The sequence below is a fragment of the Commensalibacter sp. A3DC genome (assembly GCF_047307945.1).
GTDB classification, from domain to species: Bacteria; Pseudomonadota; Alphaproteobacteria; order Acetobacterales; family Acetobacteraceae; genus Commensalibacter; species Commensalibacter melissae.
Window position 1 is genome coordinate 1 of record NZ_JAXOQA010000009.1, and the last position, 21,507, is coordinate 21,507.

Sequence of the window (21,507 nt, forward strand, 5' to 3'; positions counted from 1 at the left end):
CTTTTTCAGTGGCTTTCATGAAAACGGGTTGATGAATATGATTTTTTTTATAGGTTTTTCTTATTTTTTCCTTTGTTTGATTATCAAAGCTCAATCCTCTCTGACGGCCTCCCGTAAGCTGAATATACACCTCTGACAATAATTTACAGTCCAACAACGCGTTATGTGTTGTGCGTTCTGACAAATCTATTGAAAACCGTCGACATAATGCATCCAGGCTATTTGGCGAGGATGGATATTGAGCGCGGGCAATTTGTAAGGTATCAACCATTCTGTCCAGTGATAATGTTGGACGATTGATATATTTCAGTTCTGAATTTACAAATTTAAAATCAAACGGTGCATTATGCGCGATCAGGGGATCATTTTGAATAAAATTCAGAAACTCGTCAGCAATATCCTTGAATTTTGGCTTACCTTGCAGATCTTCAATTGTAAATCCATGAATTCGTGTTGCCTCAACAGGAATATCTCGCCCTGGATCAATCAAAACATGATAAAAATTATCTGTTGGCAAATCATTGACTAACTCTATTGCGGCAATTTCTATAATTCGATCGCCATTATCTGGATTGACACCTGTTGTTTCCGTATCAAAAAGGACAGACCTTTTTTTCATAATTGATCTTTCTTCATTAATATAGCCAAGCGCTTTACCTGAATGTAAGTATATGCCCTATTCAATCCTGTTTGAATAACCCTATCCGCCCATTGACATTTCAAACTATTGGGAAGCTGATGGGAAATAAGTATTTCAGCCTGTTGCCATGAAATTCCACCTCGATTGATAATGCGTATTTTTTGAATTTGCTTTGGTGCATTAACCAAAAGAGTTTTGGTGCATACTTGATCTATCTTTTTTTCGAACAACAAGGGAATATCCAATACACACCATAATTTTCTTTTTCCCTGCCAAAATTGGATGAATTTTTTTCGTTCCATATCAACCAATGGAAGGATAATGTTTTCAATTTTTTTTAGATTATTCCGATCCTGTGAAATTAATTTCCTCAAATAGGATCGATCAAGTATATTGTCATGCACTGACCCGGGAAAAGCTTTGGCAAGAAATGGTAAAGCTTTACCATCAGATCCCTGTAATTGATGCACAACATGGTCTGCATCAAAAACTGGGAAACCCTCTTTACGCAACTGGGAACATACAGTGGTTTTACCCATACCCATTCCACCTGTTACGCCCAATATCTTCATAATGAAATATTATTCTCTAATTGTTTTGGCAACATATTCGATTGTCTCGGAATCAACCTTGGGATCCACTCCAAACCATTCGCGAAAACCGAAACGGGCCTGGTGAAGCAGCATCCCCAATCCTTCAATGGTCTTCAAATTGAATTCTTTTGCCACTTTTAACAGAGGGGTTAAACGAGGAACATAGACAATATCCGTAACAACCAAACCTGATTTTGCTTTGGATAGATCAAAATCAAAACTTTCTTTCCCTTCCATTCCCAAAGAGGTTGTATTTACCAGTAAGTCATATTGACCCAATAAAGATGTCCAGGCATCCCATGCGATGACATTACCTGTCCCAAGATCTTGAGCAAGCTGCAATGCCCTGGAATTTGTGCGATTTGCTATTGTAATCTTCGCTTTCTCATGGGCAAGCGATGAAATAACCGAACGTGCAGCCCCACCCGCTCCAAGTATTAGTACATTACAATTTTTAATTCTGATGTTATGATCCCTAAGGGATTCTATAAAACCAGCACCATCTGTAGAAGTGCCAAATATCTTACCGTCATTTTTAAAAGTCAAGGTATTGACAGAACCTATTTTCCTCGCGATTTCATCAACCTCATCACAACATGAAAAGGCAATTTCTTTATTGGGGATGGTTATATTGCATCCTTTAAATCCCGAAGCTGACAGGCCAATTATGACTTTTTTGAAATTTTCAGGCTTAACGGCCAGAGGAATGTAAACCCCGTCAATTCCATACCGATTCAACCAAAAATTATGAAGCAGGGGAGATCGGGAATGTTCAACTGGCCATCCAAGAACCGCAGCCACTTTAGCCTTTCCTGTTATAATATTCATCTTTTTCCGTATTCCTGTAAAGTCAGTGGCAATAAGTAAGCCAGACGAACCGCCCATTCCCTTTGCTGAATTTCCGATCTTATTAAATCCTGTCGAATCTCCAGTTCCAAATATGGCAATTTTCTTCCAAACGCATGACAAGGAACAGAATAATCATTCTTCTCATTTAATCGATAGGGTTCATTATCTCCAATTGGAAATTCATAATATCGCTCAAGATATTTTTTGAATATTAATCCGAATTCCGGATAACGATCATGCAAAATACCCGCATGCCAAGGTCTTTCAATATTATCCATTTGAGGTGTAAAACTGTGCAGCGCTATTAAACAGGTTGAAATCTGCGCATTTTGTCGACGTTCAATATCCTGTTCAATACAAGCATGATAGGAATTGTAAATTGATGAAACACGTGATTTTTTTTCCTCATCAGACAAATCAAGATTACCTTTTATAACTGTTTTATCGCTAATTTCAATAATCAGGTTTTCATGATTTGGATTTCTGTTGCAATCAATGACAAGTCTTGAATAGTTTTGAAGAATTAACGTGGCATTTAATTTTTTTGCAAGTTTTTTCCCTACCCCTTTTATTCCAATATCAAAAGCAATATGTCGCTCAAGATCATTTGGCTCCAATCCAAGGTTATTTAGTTTTTCAGGAATGAATTTCCCTGCATGATCACAAATAATCAAAAAGGGTGAAATCGAATGTCGGTTTATCATATTCACAGGATCAGGATCATTGACTGATAAAATACTGGATGATTTTGATTTGTAAAACATAAACGCAGTCAGTTTGTTGGGTTCTGGATTATTTTAATATACTAACATAATGATGATTAACACAAAATAAATGTTCACTGAGATTTAAATCAAAAAAACCAACCTTTGATTGCAACATTTTGGAGAATTGTTCAATCTGATATTTCATATCAGGATTTATTTCGTCATTAACATAATGTACCAATACAATTTGAGCCGCATCATTTTCAATTGCTTTCTTTAGTATAGACGCAACAGAATTTTTTGATGGATACACCATAAAATATTCTTTGATGAAGTTATATTGACTGTTTAAATAAATTATCCTCAAGGATTTAAGATTGATTTTATCCTGTTTTGGAAAGTTTTTTTCCAAAAAAACAACCATTTCATTCAAGCGTTTAAAACTTGTTGGCACAATTAAATCAGACATGCATAGACGCAAAGCCACCAATTGAATGAATTGTATCAATTCAGTAAATCTCTTACTGTATATGATCTGATCAATACAATCTGTATTTGCTTTGATAACATGCCCCAAAGAACCATGCTGGTTAATCAACTGTTTTGCCAAAGGTTTTGTATCCTTTCTGGGAATGACTGAATATAACAGCATTTCAAGGATCTCGTAATCTTCGAGAACATCTGTTCCCCTGGATAAAATTTTTGAACGCATACGGTTGCGATGTCCCCTACCGTCCAAATTTTTAAAAGGTTTGCTTCCTTTATCATTCGAGGGTAAAGAAGAATTATGATCCATTAATATGTTCAACCTGTTATCATTTGATTTCATCAATCACCTTATCAACAATATTGAAAATTAATTCAATCCTGTAAAGCGTAATGACCCAATATCTAAGCCAACTTAACGAAACGCAAAAAAAAGCTGTTGAAACAACAGAAGGTCCTATTCTAGTGCTGGCTGGTGCCGGAACCGGTAAAACTCGTGTTTTAACATCACGTTTTGCCCATATTCTCCTTTCAGGAAAAGCGTATCCCAATCAGATTTTAGCGGTGACTTTTACCAATAAAGCTTCAAGAGAAATGAGCGAAAGAATTGCCAGCCTTATAAATAAGCCAGTCGAGGGATTATGGCTGGGAAGTTTTCATAAAATATGTGCAAGGATGTTAAGGCAAAATGCTACACTTGTCAAATTAACCTCTAATTTCACCATTCTGGACACAGATGATCAATTACGCCTAATCAAGCAAATTACACCCGCTTATTCAATCGACACAAAAAGAGTATCCCCACAGTTAATTCTTGGTACAATCCAGTTCTGGAAAGACAAGGGTTACTCACCGGATAATTTGCCTAATGATGAAATAAATAAATCCGGAAATTCCCTAATCAAGACAATTTATGCCCATTATCAAAAACGCCTGCGGGAAATTAACGCATGTGATTTTGGCGATCTTATGCTGCATATGTTTAATATTTTTAGCCAGCATCAACATATCTTGGAAAAATATCAGCGTTATTTTACGTATATTATGGTTGATGAATATCAAGACACCAATATGATACAATATTTGTGGTTAAAATTATTAGCCCAAAAAAATGGACAAGAAGCCAATATTTGCTATGTGGGAGATGACGATCAATCCATATATTCCTGGCGTGGGGCAGATATAACCAATATTTTGAGATTTGAAAGGGATTTTCCAGGGGCTAAAATTATCCGTTTGGAAAATAATTATCGTTCAACCTCCTCTATCCTTGGTGCCGCATCAGGCTTGATATCATTTAACTCGCAACGATTGGGAAAAACTCTTCACGCTGCCAATGCCACCGTTGAAGGAGAAAAAGTTAAAATTCTCTCAACCTATGATTCCGATGAAGAGGCAAGAATCATTTGTAAAAATATTATTGATTTTCACAAAAAGGAACAACAATTTGGCGATATGGCAATCCTGATGCGTACCAGTTCCCAAACCCGTCCTTTTGAGGAATGCATGATTAGATTGGGAATACCCTATAAAATCATTAGCGGGGTAAGGTTTTATGAACGTGCTGAAATACGCGATGTCATCGCTTACATGCGCACTGTCGCCCAGCCGTCAGATGATTTGGCATTTGAAAGAATCATTAATGTTCCGAAACGCGGAATTGGCAAAGCCGCCCTTCAGAAATTGCATCTGCTTTCCCGAGAATCCAATATTTCCCTAACGATGGCAGCACAGCAAGCATTAAATCAGGGAATAATCAGGGGTAAGGTAGCGAGTGAACTGAATCAACTGATGCTTCAACTTGAAATGGCAAGATCCACGAGTGAAAAAGGTGGTCATTTCAAAGCGATTGATGACCTGATTCATCATTGCGGCTATATTGAGATGTGGCAGCAAAACAACTCTGTTGAATCAGAAGGCAGACTTGAAAACATCAGGGAACTTTTCCGGGCGATGTCCGAATTTCAATCTTTGAATGAATTCTTGGAGCATATCTCTCTTATAATGGATAATGATGAACTGAGTGGAGATGACAAGGTCAATTTAATGACACTTCACGCCGCCAAGGGCCTTGAATTTGATACGGTTTTTTTGCCGGGATGGGAGGAAGGCCTTTTTCCCTCACAACGCACACTGGATGAAAATGGATTGAATGGCTTGGAAGAGGAAAGACGTTTGGCTTATGTTGGCATTACCCGTGCCAGGCGAAATCTGGTGATATCCTATGCCGCAAACCGCCAGATTTATGGAAACTGGCAATCAGCAATTCCCAGCCGTTTCATTGAAGAATTACCCAGCCAGTTTATTGTAAATCCGTCAATCAGAATCAATAGAAACCATAGTAATCCAAATTATTTTGATAATTTGAATTTTGGAAAAAAAGAAAAAGGAACCCGAGACACCATTTCTTTTGGAAATATTTTTACACCGAATAAACAACGTCAAAATTTGCCAAAATCTAAAAATATTCCTGTAGGTGCCCGTGTGTTTCATCAAAAATTCGGTTATGGAACTGTATTAAAGACTGAACAGAATAAGCTTGAAATCAATTTCGATAAAACCGGAATTAAAAACGTTATAGACAGCTTTGTGACGGAAACATCATGACATTAAAAACTAAACGGCATGCCAATGCGCTTGAAACCATTTCACTAATTGTTCCAGAAAAACATATTGAAATATTTGAACAGGCCCTGAACACGGTTTGCCCGACCGTAGGGATATTTGAGGAAAATGAAGACAAGAATCTTTGGCGATTGGAAGGAATCAAGGATACAGGCTATGGAGATAAAGAGCTTAACAATGCAATTACGTTAGCAGGCGGCCTTACCCAGTTCTTTCCAGAAATCCAAAAACATTCCACTGAAACAGAAGGATGGCTTGCAAAAACATATGAATCTTTTCCTGCTCAAAAAGTGGGTAATATGTTCATTATTCGTGGCACGCATTTAAACGATCCAATCTCTTCTTCACGTGTTGTTTTAACCCTTGATGCAGGTGTGGCTTTTGGATCTGGTGAACATGGTTCAACTCGTGGATGCCTAATTGCCCTTGAAAAGATCGCTTATAAAAAACCTCGTAAAATTCTTGATCTTGGATGTGGTTCAGGAATTTTGGCAATGGCTGCAGCTGCCTTATTCCATCAAAAGGTTCTGGCTGTTGATATTGAACCATGGTCCGTTCGAGCTGCCCGAGAAAATGTTAAAAGAAACAAACTGGGGAATTTCGTCCATTGTGAGGTTGGTAATGGTTGGCTGACACCTTCAATTCGAAAGCAAGCTCCATATGATCTTGTTTTTGCCAATATTCTTGCACGCCCCTTATGTAAAATGGCCAGAAATCTAGCCAGAAATTTACAGCCTGAAGGTATAGCAATATTATCGGGTCTACTTGTATCCCAAACAGCAATGGTATTGTCCGCACATCAAAAACAGGGTCTGAAACTTGAAGACAAAGTTTCACAGGGACATTGGGCGACATTAATTCTTAAAAAACCGAGAGAAACATGATTCAAATCCGCCATGCATTAATTACGGATCTTAACAGTATCCTCCAGATCGTTAATCGAGAGATTATTTATGGAACGGCTTTCTGGATGACAAAAGTCCGCACCTATGATGAACAGCTAGTATGGTTCGAAAACCATGAAAAAGAGGGATTCCCGATTTTTGTTGCCGTCAATGAACAGCAAAAAATCCTCGGTTTTGCAACATATGGACATTTCAGGGCCTATGACGGGTATAAACATACTGTTGAGCATTCGGTTTATCTGATTCCGGAAGCCCAGGGTCAAGGACTTGGCAAAAAACTGATGAAGCATCTTGTGAATTATGCCTCCCAAAATAATGTACATGTCATGGTCGCTGCCATAACCGCCAATAACCAGGCCTCGATACGATTACATGAATGGTTCGGATTCAAACATGCAGGTATCTTACCGCAAACAGGAATAAAATTTGAAAAATGGCTGGATCTATTGTTCATGTACAAAATAATAAATTAAGATCATTAATAACCTTGAATAAAATCATCTTATGCAACATACAGAAAAACTGTCTTCGCTTCGTTCCATACTAAAAAAAGATCATCTTGACGGATTTATAATCAATCGCGGGGATGAATTTCTCAATGAATATGTCGCTCCTTATGCCGAACGCCTTGCGTGGTTGACTGGATTTACGGGAAGTGCAGGCATAGCTGTTGTATTGCCGGATAATGCTGCTGTATTTTCAGATGGACGCTATATTCTTCAAATGCAACAGCAGCTTGACCAAGAATTATGGGAATATCATCATATTTCCCATAAATCACCTCTTGCATGGGTCTTAGATCACAATCATCTGCAAAAATTAAAATTAGGATATGACCCAAGATTAATGAGTCAAAAAAACTTGGAATCACTACAAAATAATAAAATAAGACTTGTTCCAATAACTGATAATCCAATAGACACACTTTGGCTGGATCAACCAGACTATCCTAATCAACCTATTGAACCTCATCCTCTGGAATTTTCTGGTTTATCACATCATAATAAAATTGAAAAATTGCAAAAAGAACTACTTTTCAACAATGAAGATGCTTTTATATTTTGTGATCCAGCCTCTATATGCTGGCTTCTTAATATTCGTGGTTCCGATGTTCCATATAGCCCTATCCCACTTGTTTTTGCAATTTTATATAGAGATCATGTATGTTTATATGCAGATCAGGAACAATATTCCGAAACACTGTCAGATTTTCTTGGTCACACTGTAAAATTATGTTCACGAAATGATATATATTCAGATTTAAGAAAAATCACATCTTTTGTCATAGGATTGGATAAAAATCAGACACCGATAGGATTTATTCAACTTCTCGAAAAACAAGAAATATCAATTCATTATCGTACAAATCCCATTCTGTTGCCCAAGTCATGCAAAAATCAAGTTGAACAAAAAGGTGCCATAAATGCCCATATCAGGGATGGTATTGCAATGTGCCGTTTTTTATTCTGGCTTGAGAAACAAGGTATTGATAAATCCGAAACTGTAGTGGCAGAAAAACTCAACCAGTTCAGAATAGAAACCGGGGGAAAATTTTACAAAGAGGAGAGTTTTCCTGCAATCTCTGCCACCGGTTCCAACGGTGCGATTATCCATTACCAAGCAACAAAAACAAACCACTCGATTATAAGGGAAAATCAGCTTTACCTTATTGACAGTGGCGGGCAGTACAAAAACGGAACCACAGATATCACCCGCACCATTTGGATGGGGAAAGAATTTGCCCCCTCCTCAATTCGTGAACAGGCAACAATGGTTCTAAAAGGCCATATCGCACTTTCATCAGCCGTTTTTCCAATTGGAACAACAGGGAGTCAACTTGACGTATTGGCACGTTACGCTTTATGGCAGAACGGTTTGAATTATGATCACGGAACTGGTCATGGTGTGGGAAGTTATCTTTCCGTACATGAAGGTCCCTGTCGAATATCATCACAACCCTTTCCTATTTCCCTAAAAGAAGGAATGATTCTTTCCAATGAACCAGGATACTATCTTGCTGGACATCATGGTATCCGTCTTGAAAATCTTTTACTTGTTTGCAAGGCTCCTTATGATAACTTTTTGAAATTTAAACCCTTAACGCTTGTCCCTTTTGACTGGAAAATCATAAATTCAACTTTGTTAACCCCACAGGAAAAAAATTGGTTAAACAATTATCATAAACAAATCACCGATTTGATCTATCCTCATCTGAATAAAAACGAGCAAACATGGCTCATGAAAATGTGCACGTTCATTTGATAGTTGATGCCTTTATTAACCCCGAGATCGATGATAAAAATATATGAAATTAACATAGATTTAATTTTTATTTAGAATCATTCAAAGGTACAATTATGTCAAATCAATCTCTAATTCCAGCCACCCTTATCCCAGGCGATGGAATAGGTCCCGAAATTGTTGGTGCAACTATCGAAATTCTCGATGCCATTCAGGCACCATTCAAATGGGACAGACAACTTGCGGGCATGGCTGGCGTGGATGCATCAGGCGATCCATTGCCTCAGTCAACAATCGAGAGTATTCACAAAACTGGCCTGGTATTGAAAGGACCCCTGACAACACCTGTAGGTAAAGGTTACCGTTCAATCAATGTTACCCTACGCAGGGAATTCGGACTTTATGCAAATGTTCGTCCCACCAAAACTCTTATTCAGGGTGGCAGATTTGATAATATTGACATTGTTGTAGTACGTGAAAATCTCGAAGGTTTTTATGCTGCCATGGAAAATCATATCCCTGTTGATAATGATCTGAAAGCTATCGCCACATGTGCAGGTTACACCTCACGTAAAGAATGCCGGAGAATTGTTAAATTTGCCTTTGATTATGCAGTGCAAAACAATCGTAAAAAGGTTACACTTGTTCACAAGGCCAATATTCTTAAAGAATTATGCGGTCTGTTTCTTGAAGAGGGTCGCAAGGTTGCCAAGGAATACGAAGGCAAAATTGCCTGTGAGGAACGTATTGTTGATGCCTGTTCGATGGAACTGGTTATAAAACCCGAAACCTACGATGTAATCGTTACAACCAATCTCTTCGGGGATATTCTATCAGACCTGACATCAGGTTTAACAGGTGGGCTGGGTCTTGCACCAGGCGCTAATATCGGTGAAAAAGCGGCAATGTTTGAGGCTGTTCATGGTTCCGCTCCAGATATAGCAGGTAAAAACTGCGCCAATCCTATCGCTGTGTTGAGAGCCGCAGCCTTAATGTTGAAACATGTTAAGCGTGACGATCTTGCAAAAAGAATTGATAAGGCAATTCATAAGGTTGTTGTAGAGGATAAAGTCAGAACCCGTGACCTGGGAGGTGATGTAACTACGAAAGAAATTACGGCGGCATTAAAACAAGCTGTAGCTTAATTTATCATAATCTTCGATTTATATAGATTTTCTTACAGGCATTTTGTAAAATATATTTACAGTTTTAAATAAGTTCATTTCAAATTTATTTACTTAATTTCTTGGAATGGTAATTGTTACACTTATTTACAAAATATTCATATTTAGGAGATTATAATTATGGCTAAATGTTGCAAAAAAATCTTTAAAACCCTTGTTGGTTTGGGATTTGCTGCATGTGGAACAAGCAAGGTTTTAGGCGCTAGCATCCAAGAAAAAAGATTTTCTGAAATGAATTGGTCTCAAACCAATATGAAAATAGTTGGTGGCCTTGAAGTTGCTGGGGCATCAATGCTTTTATGCAAAAAAACCTCTAAATTGGGCGCTCTTACCCTATTGGCAGCTGCAACATGCATGTTTGCTGCAGGTTTGAAACATAAAAGAAAACAGGATCTCGCTCTTGATGGTGTTGGTATTTTTGCCGCTCTCTCGCTTTTACGGTGTAAAAAAAATTAAAATCTGAATTTTAATGCCCCTTTTATTTAAGGTTAAATTACTTTAATAAAAGGGGCTTTAATGTATATCTCAAGGATTTTGATGCGAATTTCTCCTAAACGTCCGGTAAAATCTGTCATTTCCATTTATTTTTTCTTGATACTTGCAAATATACTTGCATGGATTTGGGCACTGAAATCATTTTACCAATCACCTCTTCTTCTCAACACAGCGTTTTTGGCTTGGGTATTCGGTTTGCGTCATGCAGTGGATGCAGACCACATTGCAGCCATTGATAATGTTGTCAGACAATTTACCCAACATAAAAAACCTTCCCTTGCCACTGGATTATGGTTTGCTCTTGGTCATTCAAGTATAGTTATTCTTTTTTGTCTGCTCGTTGCAACTTTTGCCAATCGGTTCAAAACACAAATTGATGAATTCCAATTAATTGGTGGCACCCTAGCGACTTTGGTATCCGGCAGTTTCTTGTTGATCATAGCATTTATCAATTTTTTTATATTTTTGAAAATTTGGAAAATATTCAAAGATTTTCGTGCAAATAAATCCTATTCAATCGAGGATATGGATAATATACTCGCTTCAAGAGGATTTTTATCGAGAATTTTAAAACCCGCCTTTCGCATGGTGTCCAAGGAATGGCATATGTTACCATTGGGTTTTCTTTTCGGTTTGGGATTTGATACTGCAACCGAGATCGGTTTGTTGGGAATTGCCGCCATACAGGCAGCTAAAGGCATGGCCACGTGGGATATTATGGTTTTTCCGCTTTTATTTACTTGCGGAATGACCTTGATTGACACTACAGACAGTATTGTTATGACAGGTGCCTATAATTGGGCATTTAAAGAACCACTAAGGAAATTATGGTATAATCTAACCATGACTGGCCTTTCAATTTTTATCGCGACTGTCATTGGTGGGATTGAGATCCTAGGATTGTTACAGGAAAAATTCAAGCTTTCCGGATTTTTTTGGGATCAAGTTCAAGAATTACAAGAAAATCTAGGGTCTGCAGGTTTCATAATTATCAGTATATTTATACTCTGCTGGATCTCATCCTTTACAATATTTCATAAATTTAGGAAAGCTACCTAATTATTCATTACATTTTACCCAAGATTGCTGACAGAGCATTTAGATCCTGTTGTGAAGGATCATCATTTACCCTGGATCTTTTTGCATTGTAATTATCCAGCAATTTTTGTTTCTGATTTAACTGCTGTTGCGTCAAACTATGATTCGCTCGAGCATCCTGCAATTTTTTCCGTATAGCCCAAGCCTGATTATCTATTTGAGTCAATTGATTGCGTCTTTGTTCTAACCTGGACTGCAATTTAATGGATTGTGAATGAGCCTGAGCCGCATTTTGTTGCTGGTTTACCGCATTTTGCTGTTCATATTGCAATTGATTATTCAAATTCTGGGAGCGTTTATTATAACCATTACCAACAGAACATCCCAATCCGCTAAAAAAATTTGTTTTATCAGGATCACAACTTTGAGGATTGGAACAGTTTGTTAATATCATGAATGAAGTTAAGGGTATGATAAATTGATAGAATTTCATTAATAAATCCTTTTGAAAATTTATTTTAATCAACCTGCAGGTTGATTGTTCATGCCATTCACTAAAATATTCTCGGCATATTTTAAACGGCTAACTGCTGCATCTGTTGATTGTGCTTCCTGCTCAAAACGATTATCATGAGCTATCTGAGCGTATTGGTGCATTTGCTCACTTTGTTTAGAATAATAATTTATCTTATTGTTTAATTGGGCTTTTTGATTATTAAAATGAGATAATTGTTGTTTATATTGTCTAACAGTAATTTGTTTTGACGCTATCTGTTTATTAAGGTTTGCCAGTTGTCTCTGTAATTGAGCAACCTGCAGCGATGCCTGTTGCGCGTCATTACTTGCATTTAAAGCTATCTGATGAGCGACGGCAATTTGTTTGTTCAATTGATCTTCCTGTAACTGCTGATTTTCTGTACGATGTGCAACAGCATATCCAACACCGGTTCCCAATGCCGCTCCACTTAATGAACCAATCAAAGCCCCCTTACCATGACCAGCCAAACCTCCTACCAAAGCCCCAAGAGCTGCACCGCTCAATGCTCCTGTCCCAAGCGTTTCATTGAATTGGGAATTTCTTTGCATTTGTCGATTTTGTTCGGGAGATAGATTTGGATTATAGGCAGGTGTACATGCCATTAGTGAAAAACAGGAACAGCCAATAATAATTTTATTAAAATAGGATCTGGACATACGTTACCTTAATATTTTATTAAATACAAATAATCTAAACCAAATGGGTTCATGATCCAATCCTTTAATAAATTTTGGAATCACGATAATTGTTGTAAGGTAATAATTATATCATAAAAGAGATATTTATTTATACTATTTGAGTTAACTGGCCTATAAACATTCAGATTTGTTCATTTCATATAAAAGTACAATACGCATGTATGAATACCCTTTTTTAAAAAAAGTAATATTTCAATTTTTTCTCACATTTTTATCATCTTTGGCACTTATTACAATGACTTCAGCATCAACATCACATCCTTTTATTGAATTAAATAATCAAGGAAAACTTCAGGGATATTTTGATAACCAACTAGCTATTTTCAAAGGGATTCCGTATGCCACGCCTCCTGTTCGTTCATTCAGGTGGTTTCCCCCACAGCCTGTTCAGCCTTGGCAGGGAATCAAAACAACCACTGAATATGGACCAAATTGCAGTCAGTATCCCAATCGATGGGATAAGAAAGAAACCTTTCCTATAACAAGCGAGGATTGCTTATATCTTAATATCTGGATGCCAAAATCCTTTTTTGAAAAAAACGAAACTCCAAAAAAATATCCTGTAATGGTCTGGATTCATGGCGGTGGTTTTGTTTCCGGCGGAAGTAATCAGGAAATCTTCGATGGCAGTTCAATGGCAAATGAAGGGGTTATAGTTGTCACTTTCAATTATAGACTTGGACGTTTTGGTTTTTTTGCACGTCCGGACTTGCAGCAAGAAAATGAGGAGAACAAATGGGCAAACTATGGAATTATGGACCAAATTGCAGCTTTACAATGGGTACAGAAAAATATTTCCTCTTTTGGGGGGGATAGCGATAATATCACCTTATTTGGCGAATCTGCAGGCGGCGCCTCAATTATATCCCTAATGACCATTTCAGAGGCAAAAGGTTTATTTAATAAGGCCATTATTCAATCTGGAACAGGGCATTCACGCTTTTTCCCACCCAGAACCATTGATGACGCAGAAAAAACAGGCCTAAATTTCGCAAAAAAAAATAATATCCAAAACGATGAATATGCTTTGGAAAACTTGCGTAAGCTACCTGCTGAAACCATTGTCGATAAATTGAATTTAGATGATCTACAACCTGACTATTTTTCAGGATTGGTTATTGATGGTATCATGTTGAAGCAATCCCTTGATAGTGCTTTTGAAAAAGGTGCTTTTTATCCTGTTCCTACATTAATCGGTGATACGAGTGGTGATGGTTTTATGATTAACCAATCCGGTTTGAAAGGTATGGCAAGCAAGCTGGGAATGAATATAGAGGATCTCAATAAAATTTATAATCCGAATGGAAAACTATCCGAAACCAGAATTTTGCATCAATTTATGGCCGATATTCAAATTCTTGAACCGACCCGGTTATTGACACAACAAATTGCCAGTAAAAATGTTCCTGTCTATCGCTATCGTTTTTCCTATATTACCAGTTCAGCCCGTCCTTATACTTCCTATGGGGCACCTCATGCATCAGAATTACCCTATGTTTTTGGAACGTTGAACAAAGTATACTCATCCTTGACACCTCAAGACAATGCCATGTCAGAAGCAATAAAAAAATACTGGGTCAATTTTGCAAAATATTCAAAACCTAAAGTAGACGGATTATCGGAATTTTCCGAATTTAAAATTCATCCTGATAAATTACTCAATTTTTCAACAACCGGTATCAAATTTGAAACTGATCCATTTCAATCGAGATTGGATTATATTGAAAATGCATTAAAAAAATAAAAAAATCCTGACTAAGAGATCAAATCTGTATTGTCTCATGATTCTCTCTCGAGGTCTGTAACACTAAGTTTACGGACTGCAATTATTGTTTTAATTATTGATGTTCACAGAATCTCTTGCCTGATTTGACTGAATATTTTTCATATCTTGCAGGACATATACATTTGTCCACTTACTTTTTGGTAAAGAGAGCAATACCTGTATTCGATTGGCAAAAAATGCCAGATTATTGAGTTTTCTAGCTTTATATGCTGTTTCAATCATGGTGAATTGTTTTTTTCTATCAATAATCGATGATGAATCTGCTATTTTACGGATAGTTTCCAAATACCCGTCAATTGAATTATTTAAGATTTGTTTATGATTGATAATGTTTGATTTTATATCGTTTTTTTGTTTTTGGCTTAACATATTCAAAAGCGATAATTCCTTTTCCAAAATCAATATTGTATGTTGATTTTCCCAAATATTTAATGCCAAAGCGGATGCCGCTTCAATTTGGGCACGCATGGTTGCCGCCAAGAAATCATTACGAGCTCTGGCATCCTGATCCAGTTGTGTTGATATCTGTTCAAGTCCGGCCTTTAAGGATGCCTCTGTTGTCTGTTTCTTCAGCTTATCAATCAGTTGATGCGTATTGGCTGTCACTTTTTGGGATTTTTGCAATAATTGATCAAACTCAGATGAAGCCTGATTGGTTTCTTGCAGGCTACCCAATGTAGGTGCGGAAATAACAACTCTAAAACCCATGGTTGCGAGATGTGTCGGTTGATTGGTATTTTGGTCATATAAAGGGATCTCCTCACGTAATGCCGTATTGAGATCCGATGGATTAAATGTATAATTTCCACCTTTTACAATTATTCCACCTGTTAGTCCATGCTGACGTCCCACACGATTCAAATGATAATAATCCTGCATCATTTGACCCACTTCTCCCAACATATCATATAACCCCAAAGGATTTGGTTTCATGCTACCTACCGTTTGAACCTGACCATTTGCCAGTTCCGATCCAGCCATAACATATTCTTCAATTCCTTCTGGCATTGGCCATGTTGGTGCAAGAAAATCCGTTTCGCTAACCTTGTTGCCTCCCTGAGCAGCATAATACCATTCCGCTTCTGTAGGTAAACGGATATAACCATATTTATTACCACGTTTTGGCAATGAATTTTTAGCATGTTGCAATAGCCAAACAGACCATTTTTCCGCAAAATTTTGAGCCTCAAACCATGAAATATTATTGACTGCTTTCTGTCCTGACTGATCGGGTTGTTTGCATGAATCCTGATCTAGAAGAGCATCATATTGATTTCTTGTAACGTCATATTTCCCAATATAATAGAAATTACTTCCATTCACCCCGCTCGAAAAAGGTGCTGCAAGCTGCGCTTGCCTTATATAATCGCTATAACCTTGCTGGGTTTCAGATTGCCCTATCTGAATTGGTAAATCATCCAAAACTCCACCTTCTGTCGGCACTTCAACCTTACGAAAAACCATTTTACCACCACAAGGCAATGGCAAGGCAAAATCTTCCTTCATTGGATGGATATCTATAAATTTACTTGGCCATGATGCGTTTATTGCTTTTGAAATAGTAGGAAAAAATCCAATACCAAGTCCAATAATCAAAACAATTTGTTTCATAAAGCAATTATCCCTTCCCATGGTTGTATTTTGGCAGCTCTCTTTCCCGATAAAAAACTGATTATGAAACTTGCCCCAAAGGTTAAACAGATAGTTGCCAAAATCAATTCCTTATTCAACAAAAATAAAACATGATTTTGTGGTAGAATATTTTTAAATAAATGATTGATCAGTTCTCCTGCTCCTATCGCGGCAACGAACGAGATCGCCAGACCGCAAAATGCAAGAATAAAAGATTGAAAAAGTGGAAAAAAAATTAAATCCAATGAAGAAAATCCAGAATAGCGCAATAAAGCCAGAGATCTGTGTTTACGTTCGGTATTTGCCCAAAGGCCAGATCCCAATGAAATACATAAACCGCTCCCTCCTAATGACGCGATTAAGATGAAAAGATATTGCAAGCGTTGTGTTAACGATAATAATCCAGAAACATCTCCTGCTCTTGATATGATATCTATATTGTTATTACGTAGATTCCTGTCTAATTTTGGCACATCAGTCAAATTTTTGGCATATAACCGGAAACCAGAATACATGATATTTGGCGGTATTTTGAAATTATTAACTTGAACGGGCCAGTCTTCAATACCATCCTGATAGGTTTCCACGGCAACAGCCAAAGACAAGGATACAAAGGCGCAATCCTTATCTGTAACGGAGGGTGGCAATACAGATACGACTTTCAAAGGAAAATTTATCTGCTGTTTAGTATTATGATATATTCTTTCAAGAATGGCATTTACTTGGTCTCCATCATGAATATGCAAATAGCTGGCCGCTGAGGCTGATAATAAAATTTCATCATTTTCTTGTATAAAAGCAGAAATATTACCTAACAATGGGTCACCTTTGGCTGAAGGTACTAACATGATATGCCTGCCATCACCATTATTCTTGTCAGTCATATTTTCCATAAACAAACTTGCTGCCAATGTACGGGTTCGAGGCATGATAAATGCAATATCGTTATTTGAATTAATGTTCTTTATATCATTAAGGGAAAAACTACGATTGGATATTGTGACTATTTCCCTGACATGAGGATCTTCAAGCAATGATTGCCTAATACTGGTTAATACACCACTTCTTAATCCGGCAATGACAATTAAAGGGGCCAAAACTGCGACAATGCCCAGAATATGGCATAATGATAAAATTGGTTCATTTTTCAAGTCTTTCCAGGCAAGTTTAGCGGATAAAAATAAATGCAGATTTTTATGCATGGATCCGTAACCGTGTTATTTTCGTTTTATTGTCAATATTACACGCCATCTCCTTTAAACCATATTGTAACGCCCGTTTAACATCATGTGAGGTCATGATTAAAACAGATCCAGCCTCCGTTACTGTCTCAACCAATAAATGTAAAATTTCGTCGGCTAGAGTGGGATGAACAGAAGCCGTGGGTTCATCCGCTAAAACAATCATGGGTCTATTGATTAATGCTCTTGCAACAGCCACCCTTTGACGCTGGCCAACAGATACCTGACATGGCTTTTTAGATAAAATTGGTCCAATTTCAAGAAAGGTAATCAACTGATCAAACCAGACTTTGTTCTTTTTTCCAATAATCGATAAGGGTAGAGTTATATTTTCCTTTACAGTTATAAAAGGAATTAGGCCTGCTGTTTGCGGAACAAAACCAAAATATGCTAACCTTAAATGAGCCAATTGATCCCGTCTGTAATTATTCCATAATTTTAAAATATCATTTTGTTCAAAATAGAAATTACGTCCTTTTGTCGGTTTCAAGGATAAGGATAACATTCCCAATATCGTACTTTTACCACATCCTGAAGGACCGGAAATGAGTATACGATCACCATGTTTAATTTCTGCATGATCAATATTGATTTTGATTCCGTCAGAAAATTCATATGCAACATTATCAAGAAAAATAAAGGGATTTCCCGAAAATTCTCTCATCAAGGCAAGGCTTCCAAGGGAACAGGATAAACCGCTTCACCAGGATCTTTGCTTCCAGTTAACTGTACCCAAAGATCAGGATGAGACTCATATTCCTGATAAAGTCGTAAACGGCTTTCGACATTATTCAGAACTGTTCTTTGCGCAATTGCTCCCATTGCCAGCCAATCCTGTTCCGAAATGTTCATGATATCCGACTTATAAGGTAAACCTTGCAAATATTCTCCCAGTAATCCGCCAATATTTTTAGATTGAGAAATTTTTTGCGGATCACGGGCCGCTGTTGCAAAGGCTGAACGAAGTTGGGTAAAAAATGTCTGTGGTTCGGTTCTTCCCGCTAATCCTGTTTTCAAGATGATCTGTAAGGATTGGGCTAAATCTGACAACTGGTTTTTGGTTAAGAGAACACGAACTTCAATGGCCTTTTTAACTGGATTAGTCAAATCCCGATCTGTAGTATAACTCGAAATCACATCAGGAACGGAAGTATTTTCCTCCTTACCCATATAGGCAAGACGCATAGCCTGGCTGACAACTTTGATTTGATCCTCTGCTTTTTTAGATTGAGCATTTTTCTTTGACGGATTCAATCCTGCTATAGGTCTACCTGTTGTATCCGCCACCTGTTGCAATAATGCCATTGTGAGGGTCTGAATCACTTCTGAAAAAGCCTCTGGTGTCCCCCCCCTAACAGGAAAATATAAGGATCCAGCCGTACCAAACTGACTTAGCTTTCTATATTGGCTTGCGGCCCTGGTATGATTATTGATTTTCTGACCTGCAGGCGTTAATAAATGAACAACAAATACAGCAACACCTTTCGATTCAGCAAGCTGTTTGATTTCTTCAATTCCCAGTTTAGTTATACTGTGAGGATCATTTGCCTCCCTTGCACCTGCATCCGTCACCAGAATAATATATTTACCAGCTGATTGATTCCAGTCAATTTCATCAAGTGCGGTTTTAATTCCAGCGATAGCATCCTCGTCAAAAGATTTTGACGAAACTTTTGCATCATGAACAGAAGCTATGGCATTGTTAACACTATCCACAGGTTGCTTGAAATCGGGTCTTGCAAAAACCTTTGTTTCATATTCCAGTGACGGATTATCTTTCAAACTGTCCCGAAAGGCAACCAATCCAAAACGAAAATTATCTTTAACCGCTGTATTTTTTATTGAATTAATCAATGATTTAACCGCTGCCTGAGTTTGTTCAATATAGGGTTCCATACTTACAGTCGTATCCATAACAAACACCAAACTGGCCTTGAAATTCCTCAAATTCGCTGGTGATGAATCAGGCTTGCTTTTTTGTGACGGAGCAGAAACGACATGAAGCAAACGTAATGGAGGACCACTTGGACGATCTATCTGCTGGGCATCAAGAATTGGCAACAAATAGAAATTATGAGTGATATCTACATATGTTTCAGGTTCCATGGCTATCACCGGGCCAGGATTACCGGCCAGTGCATTTTTTGCTAATTCCTTGGCTTTATCCCCACCAGATTGATCCAGCAGTATCTGTTTTTCATCCTGCTCATTTTTCATGAACAATGAACGCTCGCGTCCAGCCGGATTGGTAAAGGCACCAACCATTGTATGCGCCCAGTTAATTACTTTATCAGCTGGCACCCAGCCTACAATATGACCCTGGGTATCGCTTCCAACCTGCAACCAATCTTCATTTCCCTGTGTATCTTTCTGACGTTTATAAACATAAAAAACCTTGAAGCCCTCAATCGGTTTCGCATTCTGATTTGAGGGTGAATCTGATATGACAACACCAGGTCTAGTTATGATTTTTTGATAAAGATTATGTTTTCCTTCCATAAGCAATGGTGTGGAGGATGGGGAAACAGCAGGATCAGCATAAATAACTGAGGAACTTTCTATTACTGAAAAATACAATAGCGAAAGAATTAATGATTTATTCAGAATTTTTCTCACTGCCAAAAGTCCTTTAACGTAAGACGGGCCATCTCGTCCCCAGTTTCAGCTTTTTTACTTAACCAGTCATACAATGCTTGACGTGGGGCACCAACTTCTTGAGACCCTTTTTGGGCAGCCATCTGGAAATATCGTGCCGCTTCACGCATATCAGGACTGGGAATGGGACCATCCACCTTGAAATTTACAGGACTGTAAAGTAAACCCAACTTGACCATTGCTTCACTTTCCCCCTTGGATGCTGCATTTTCCAATAACAAAATTCCATCATCAGCCTGCTTATTTTCTAACCGCCTTTCCCCCTCTTTAGTAATAGCCAATGTGCTGGGAGCTTTACTAAGAACATCCTGTAATGGCATCAATTCCAAATTCTCCGCCTTGTTTTGGGAATTGGATTTGGTTGATTCAGGAAAAGATTGCTTCTGGGAATTTTCAGATTGTTTTCCATCATCATTATTCTTTTTATCATTACTCTGTTTTATTACTGGTTTGTTTTCTAAAGTTTTTTCCTTAACAGAAGGATTTTTATTGGGAACATGATGTTTTTTTATATAAATTCCTGTTCCAATGCTGAATAACGACAAAAGACCCAAACCTGATCCTAAAATTATCCAGGGTAGTTTGCTTCTGGTCTTGTTTGATTCTCCATGCAGATTTTCACTATTCAATAAATCCTCTTTCTGTGGAAAAATGGGGCGTTTCTTTTGTATCTCTGGATTTATAACCGGTAAATCAGGTTTGTTTTCATTCTGATTAACTCGATTATTTTCAGTATCCATTACAACAGTTTCTATATCCGGTTCAGCTCCCGATTGATCCAGGGAAACAGTGGGTTCTTCTTGTTGCCCATTTATTTTATTAACTATTTCTAAATTTTTTTTCTCTTTCCCGGAACTGCTGACATCATCTATTTTTTTATTTTCAACAACTTTTCTGGAAACACTTCGTTTGCCGATAATGGGAGGCCAGATTACGGTTTGGACAAGATCCAGTTCCGGAACCTTGATCTGGCATGGGCTCCCCGCCTCCAGTAAATCACATAAACGGTCAGCTTCAATAAATAAAACTAGATCATTTCCTTGTTGTTCCTGACGTATAACCTTTTGAACAGGAATTGAGGGAAATTGTGGAAATGTAATATTAAAATTCTGTCCCTTCAAATCTGCCTTACTTATTACGGTAATAGCGGCTTCACCTGGTCCTGATGCTGAAATTTTTAATACCGAATTCATT

At 37.7% G+C, this 21,507-nt stretch carries 20 protein-coding genes; 8 read left to right on the forward strand and 12 right to left on the reverse strand.

All coding sequences use genetic code 11. From position 1 onward, the window contains the following. The 5 genes from dnaQ to U0839_RS01950 all read right to left on the reverse strand — a co-directional run. Positions 1-619, reverse strand: a 619-nt coding sequence (dnaQ, locus tag U0839_RS01930; protein ID WP_413549960.1) for a DNA polymerase III subunit epsilon, incomplete at its 3' end; no start/stop codon positions are given. Further along, positions 616-1,212, reverse strand: coding sequence for a dephospho-CoA kinase (coaE, locus tag U0839_RS01935; protein ID WP_122123632.1), 597 nt, complete (start codon positions 1,210-1,212; stop codon positions 616-618). The genes dnaQ and coaE, both read right to left, overlap by 4 nt. A gap of 9 nt (positions 1,213-1,221) precedes the next feature. Further along, a complete protein-coding gene (locus U0839_RS01940; protein ID WP_155565508.1) occupies positions 1,222-2,061 on the reverse strand; it encodes a shikimate dehydrogenase in 840 nt (279 codons plus the stop codon). After that, the gene (locus tag U0839_RS01945; protein WP_155565509.1) at positions 2,058-2,846 is read right to left on the reverse strand and encodes an N-formylglutamate amidohydrolase; all 789 of its coding nucleotides are present in this window, start codon (positions 2,844-2,846) and stop codon (positions 2,058-2,060) included. Before U0839_RS01945 ends, U0839_RS01940 begins: the two co-directional genes overlap by 4 nt. Positions 2,847-2,874: 28 nt before the next feature. After that, complete coding sequence (locus U0839_RS01950; RefSeq protein ID WP_155565510.1) at positions 2,875-3,618, reverse strand: JAB domain-containing protein; 744 nt, start codon at positions 3,616-3,618, stop codon at positions 2,875-2,877. A 50-nt stretch (positions 3,619-3,668) separates the two neighbouring features. Between U0839_RS01950 and U0839_RS01955 the strand changes: the two genes are divergently transcribed. The 7 genes from U0839_RS01955 (at position 3,669) to U0839_RS01985 (ending at position 11,784) form a co-directional block, all read left to right on the forward strand. Continuing rightward, on the forward strand, positions 3,669-5,882 hold the full coding sequence (locus U0839_RS01955; protein ID WP_413549961.1) for an ATP-dependent helicase: 2,214 nt from the start codon (positions 3,669-3,671) through the stop codon (positions 5,880-5,882). After that, positions 5,879-6,784, forward strand: coding sequence for a 50S ribosomal protein L11 methyltransferase (locus U0839_RS01960; RefSeq protein ID WP_155565512.1), 906 nt, complete (start codon positions 5,879-5,881; stop codon positions 6,782-6,784). Before U0839_RS01955 ends, U0839_RS01960 begins: the two co-directional genes overlap by 4 nt. Then, a complete protein-coding gene (locus tag U0839_RS01965) occupies positions 6,781-7,278 on the forward strand; it encodes a GNAT family N-acetyltransferase (RefSeq protein WP_110438061.1) in 498 nt (165 codons plus the stop codon). The genes U0839_RS01960 and U0839_RS01965 overlap by 4 nt, the downstream gene beginning before the upstream one ends. A 31-nt stretch (positions 7,279-7,309) precedes the next feature. Next, positions 7,310-9,067, forward strand: a complete 1,758-nt coding sequence (locus tag U0839_RS01970; RefSeq protein WP_155565513.1) for an aminopeptidase P family protein — start codon at positions 7,310-7,312, stop codon at positions 9,065-9,067. Positions 9,068-9,162: 95 nt separating this feature from the next. Further along, positions 9,163-10,191 carry an isocitrate/isopropylmalate dehydrogenase family protein gene (locus tag U0839_RS01975; protein WP_155565514.1) on the forward strand — a complete coding sequence of 343 codons (1,029 nt, stop codon included), beginning with the start codon at positions 9,163-9,165 and terminating at the stop codon, positions 10,189-10,191. A 159-nt stretch (positions 10,192-10,350) separates the two neighbouring features. Beyond that, positions 10,351-10,686, forward strand: a complete 336-nt coding sequence (locus U0839_RS01980) for a DoxX family protein (RefSeq protein ID WP_110438064.1) — start codon at positions 10,351-10,353, stop codon at positions 10,684-10,686. 81 nt (positions 10,687-10,767) lie between these two features. Continuing rightward, on the forward strand, positions 10,768-11,784 hold the full coding sequence (locus U0839_RS01985) for a HoxN/HupN/NixA family nickel/cobalt transporter (RefSeq protein ID WP_413549965.1): 1,017 nt from the start codon (positions 10,768-10,770) through the stop codon (positions 11,782-11,784). Between the two features lie 7 nt (positions 11,785-11,791). Here U0839_RS01985 and U0839_RS01990 read toward each other — a convergent pair whose 3' ends face one another. Further along, complete coding sequence (locus U0839_RS01990) at positions 11,792-12,256, reverse strand: hypothetical protein (protein WP_413549967.1); 465 nt, start codon at positions 12,254-12,256, stop codon at positions 11,792-11,794. A 29-nt stretch (positions 12,257-12,285) separates the two neighbouring features. After that, complete coding sequence (locus U0839_RS01995) at positions 12,286-12,957, reverse strand: glycine zipper domain-containing protein (RefSeq protein ID WP_413549970.1); 672 nt, start codon at positions 12,955-12,957, stop codon at positions 12,286-12,288. A 277-nt stretch (positions 12,958-13,234) separates the two neighbouring features. Here U0839_RS01995 and U0839_RS02000 point away from each other — a divergent pair, with 277 nt between their 5' ends. Then, entirely contained in the window at positions 13,235-14,743 is a 1,509-nt protein-coding gene (locus U0839_RS02000; RefSeq protein WP_413549971.1) for a carboxylesterase/lipase family protein, read from the forward strand. 90 nt (positions 14,744-14,833) lie between these two features. Here U0839_RS02000 and U0839_RS02005 read toward each other — a convergent pair whose 3' ends face one another. From U0839_RS02005 to U0839_RS02025, 5 genes are read right to left on the reverse strand one after another with little or no spacing between them, the layout of a single operon-like run. Further along, a complete protein-coding gene (locus U0839_RS02005; protein ID WP_413549974.1) occupies positions 14,834-16,396 on the reverse strand; it encodes a formylglycine-generating enzyme family protein in 1,563 nt (520 codons plus the stop codon). Next, the gene (locus U0839_RS02010; RefSeq protein WP_413549975.1) at positions 16,393-17,619 is read right to left on the reverse strand and encodes an ABC transporter permease; all 1,227 of its coding nucleotides are present in this window, start codon (positions 17,617-17,619) and stop codon (positions 16,393-16,395) included. The genes U0839_RS02005 and U0839_RS02010 overlap by 4 nt, the downstream gene beginning before the upstream one ends. Next, a complete protein-coding gene (locus tag U0839_RS02015) occupies positions 17,612-18,322 on the reverse strand; it encodes an ABC transporter ATP-binding protein (RefSeq protein ID WP_413549976.1) in 711 nt (236 codons plus the stop codon). Before U0839_RS02015 ends, U0839_RS02010 begins: the two co-directional genes overlap by 8 nt. Next, positions 18,322-20,274: a vWA domain-containing protein gene (locus tag U0839_RS02020; protein WP_413549977.1), complete on the reverse strand. Its 1,953-nt coding sequence runs from the start codon at positions 20,272-20,274 to the stop codon at positions 18,322-18,324. Before U0839_RS02020 ends, U0839_RS02015 begins: the two co-directional genes overlap by 1 nt. Next, a complete protein-coding gene (locus U0839_RS02025) occupies positions 20,271-21,506 on the reverse strand; it encodes a sel1 repeat family protein (protein WP_155565521.1) in 1,236 nt (411 codons plus the stop codon). The genes U0839_RS02020 and U0839_RS02025 overlap by 4 nt, the downstream gene beginning before the upstream one ends. Position 21,507 lies beyond the last annotated feature (1 nt).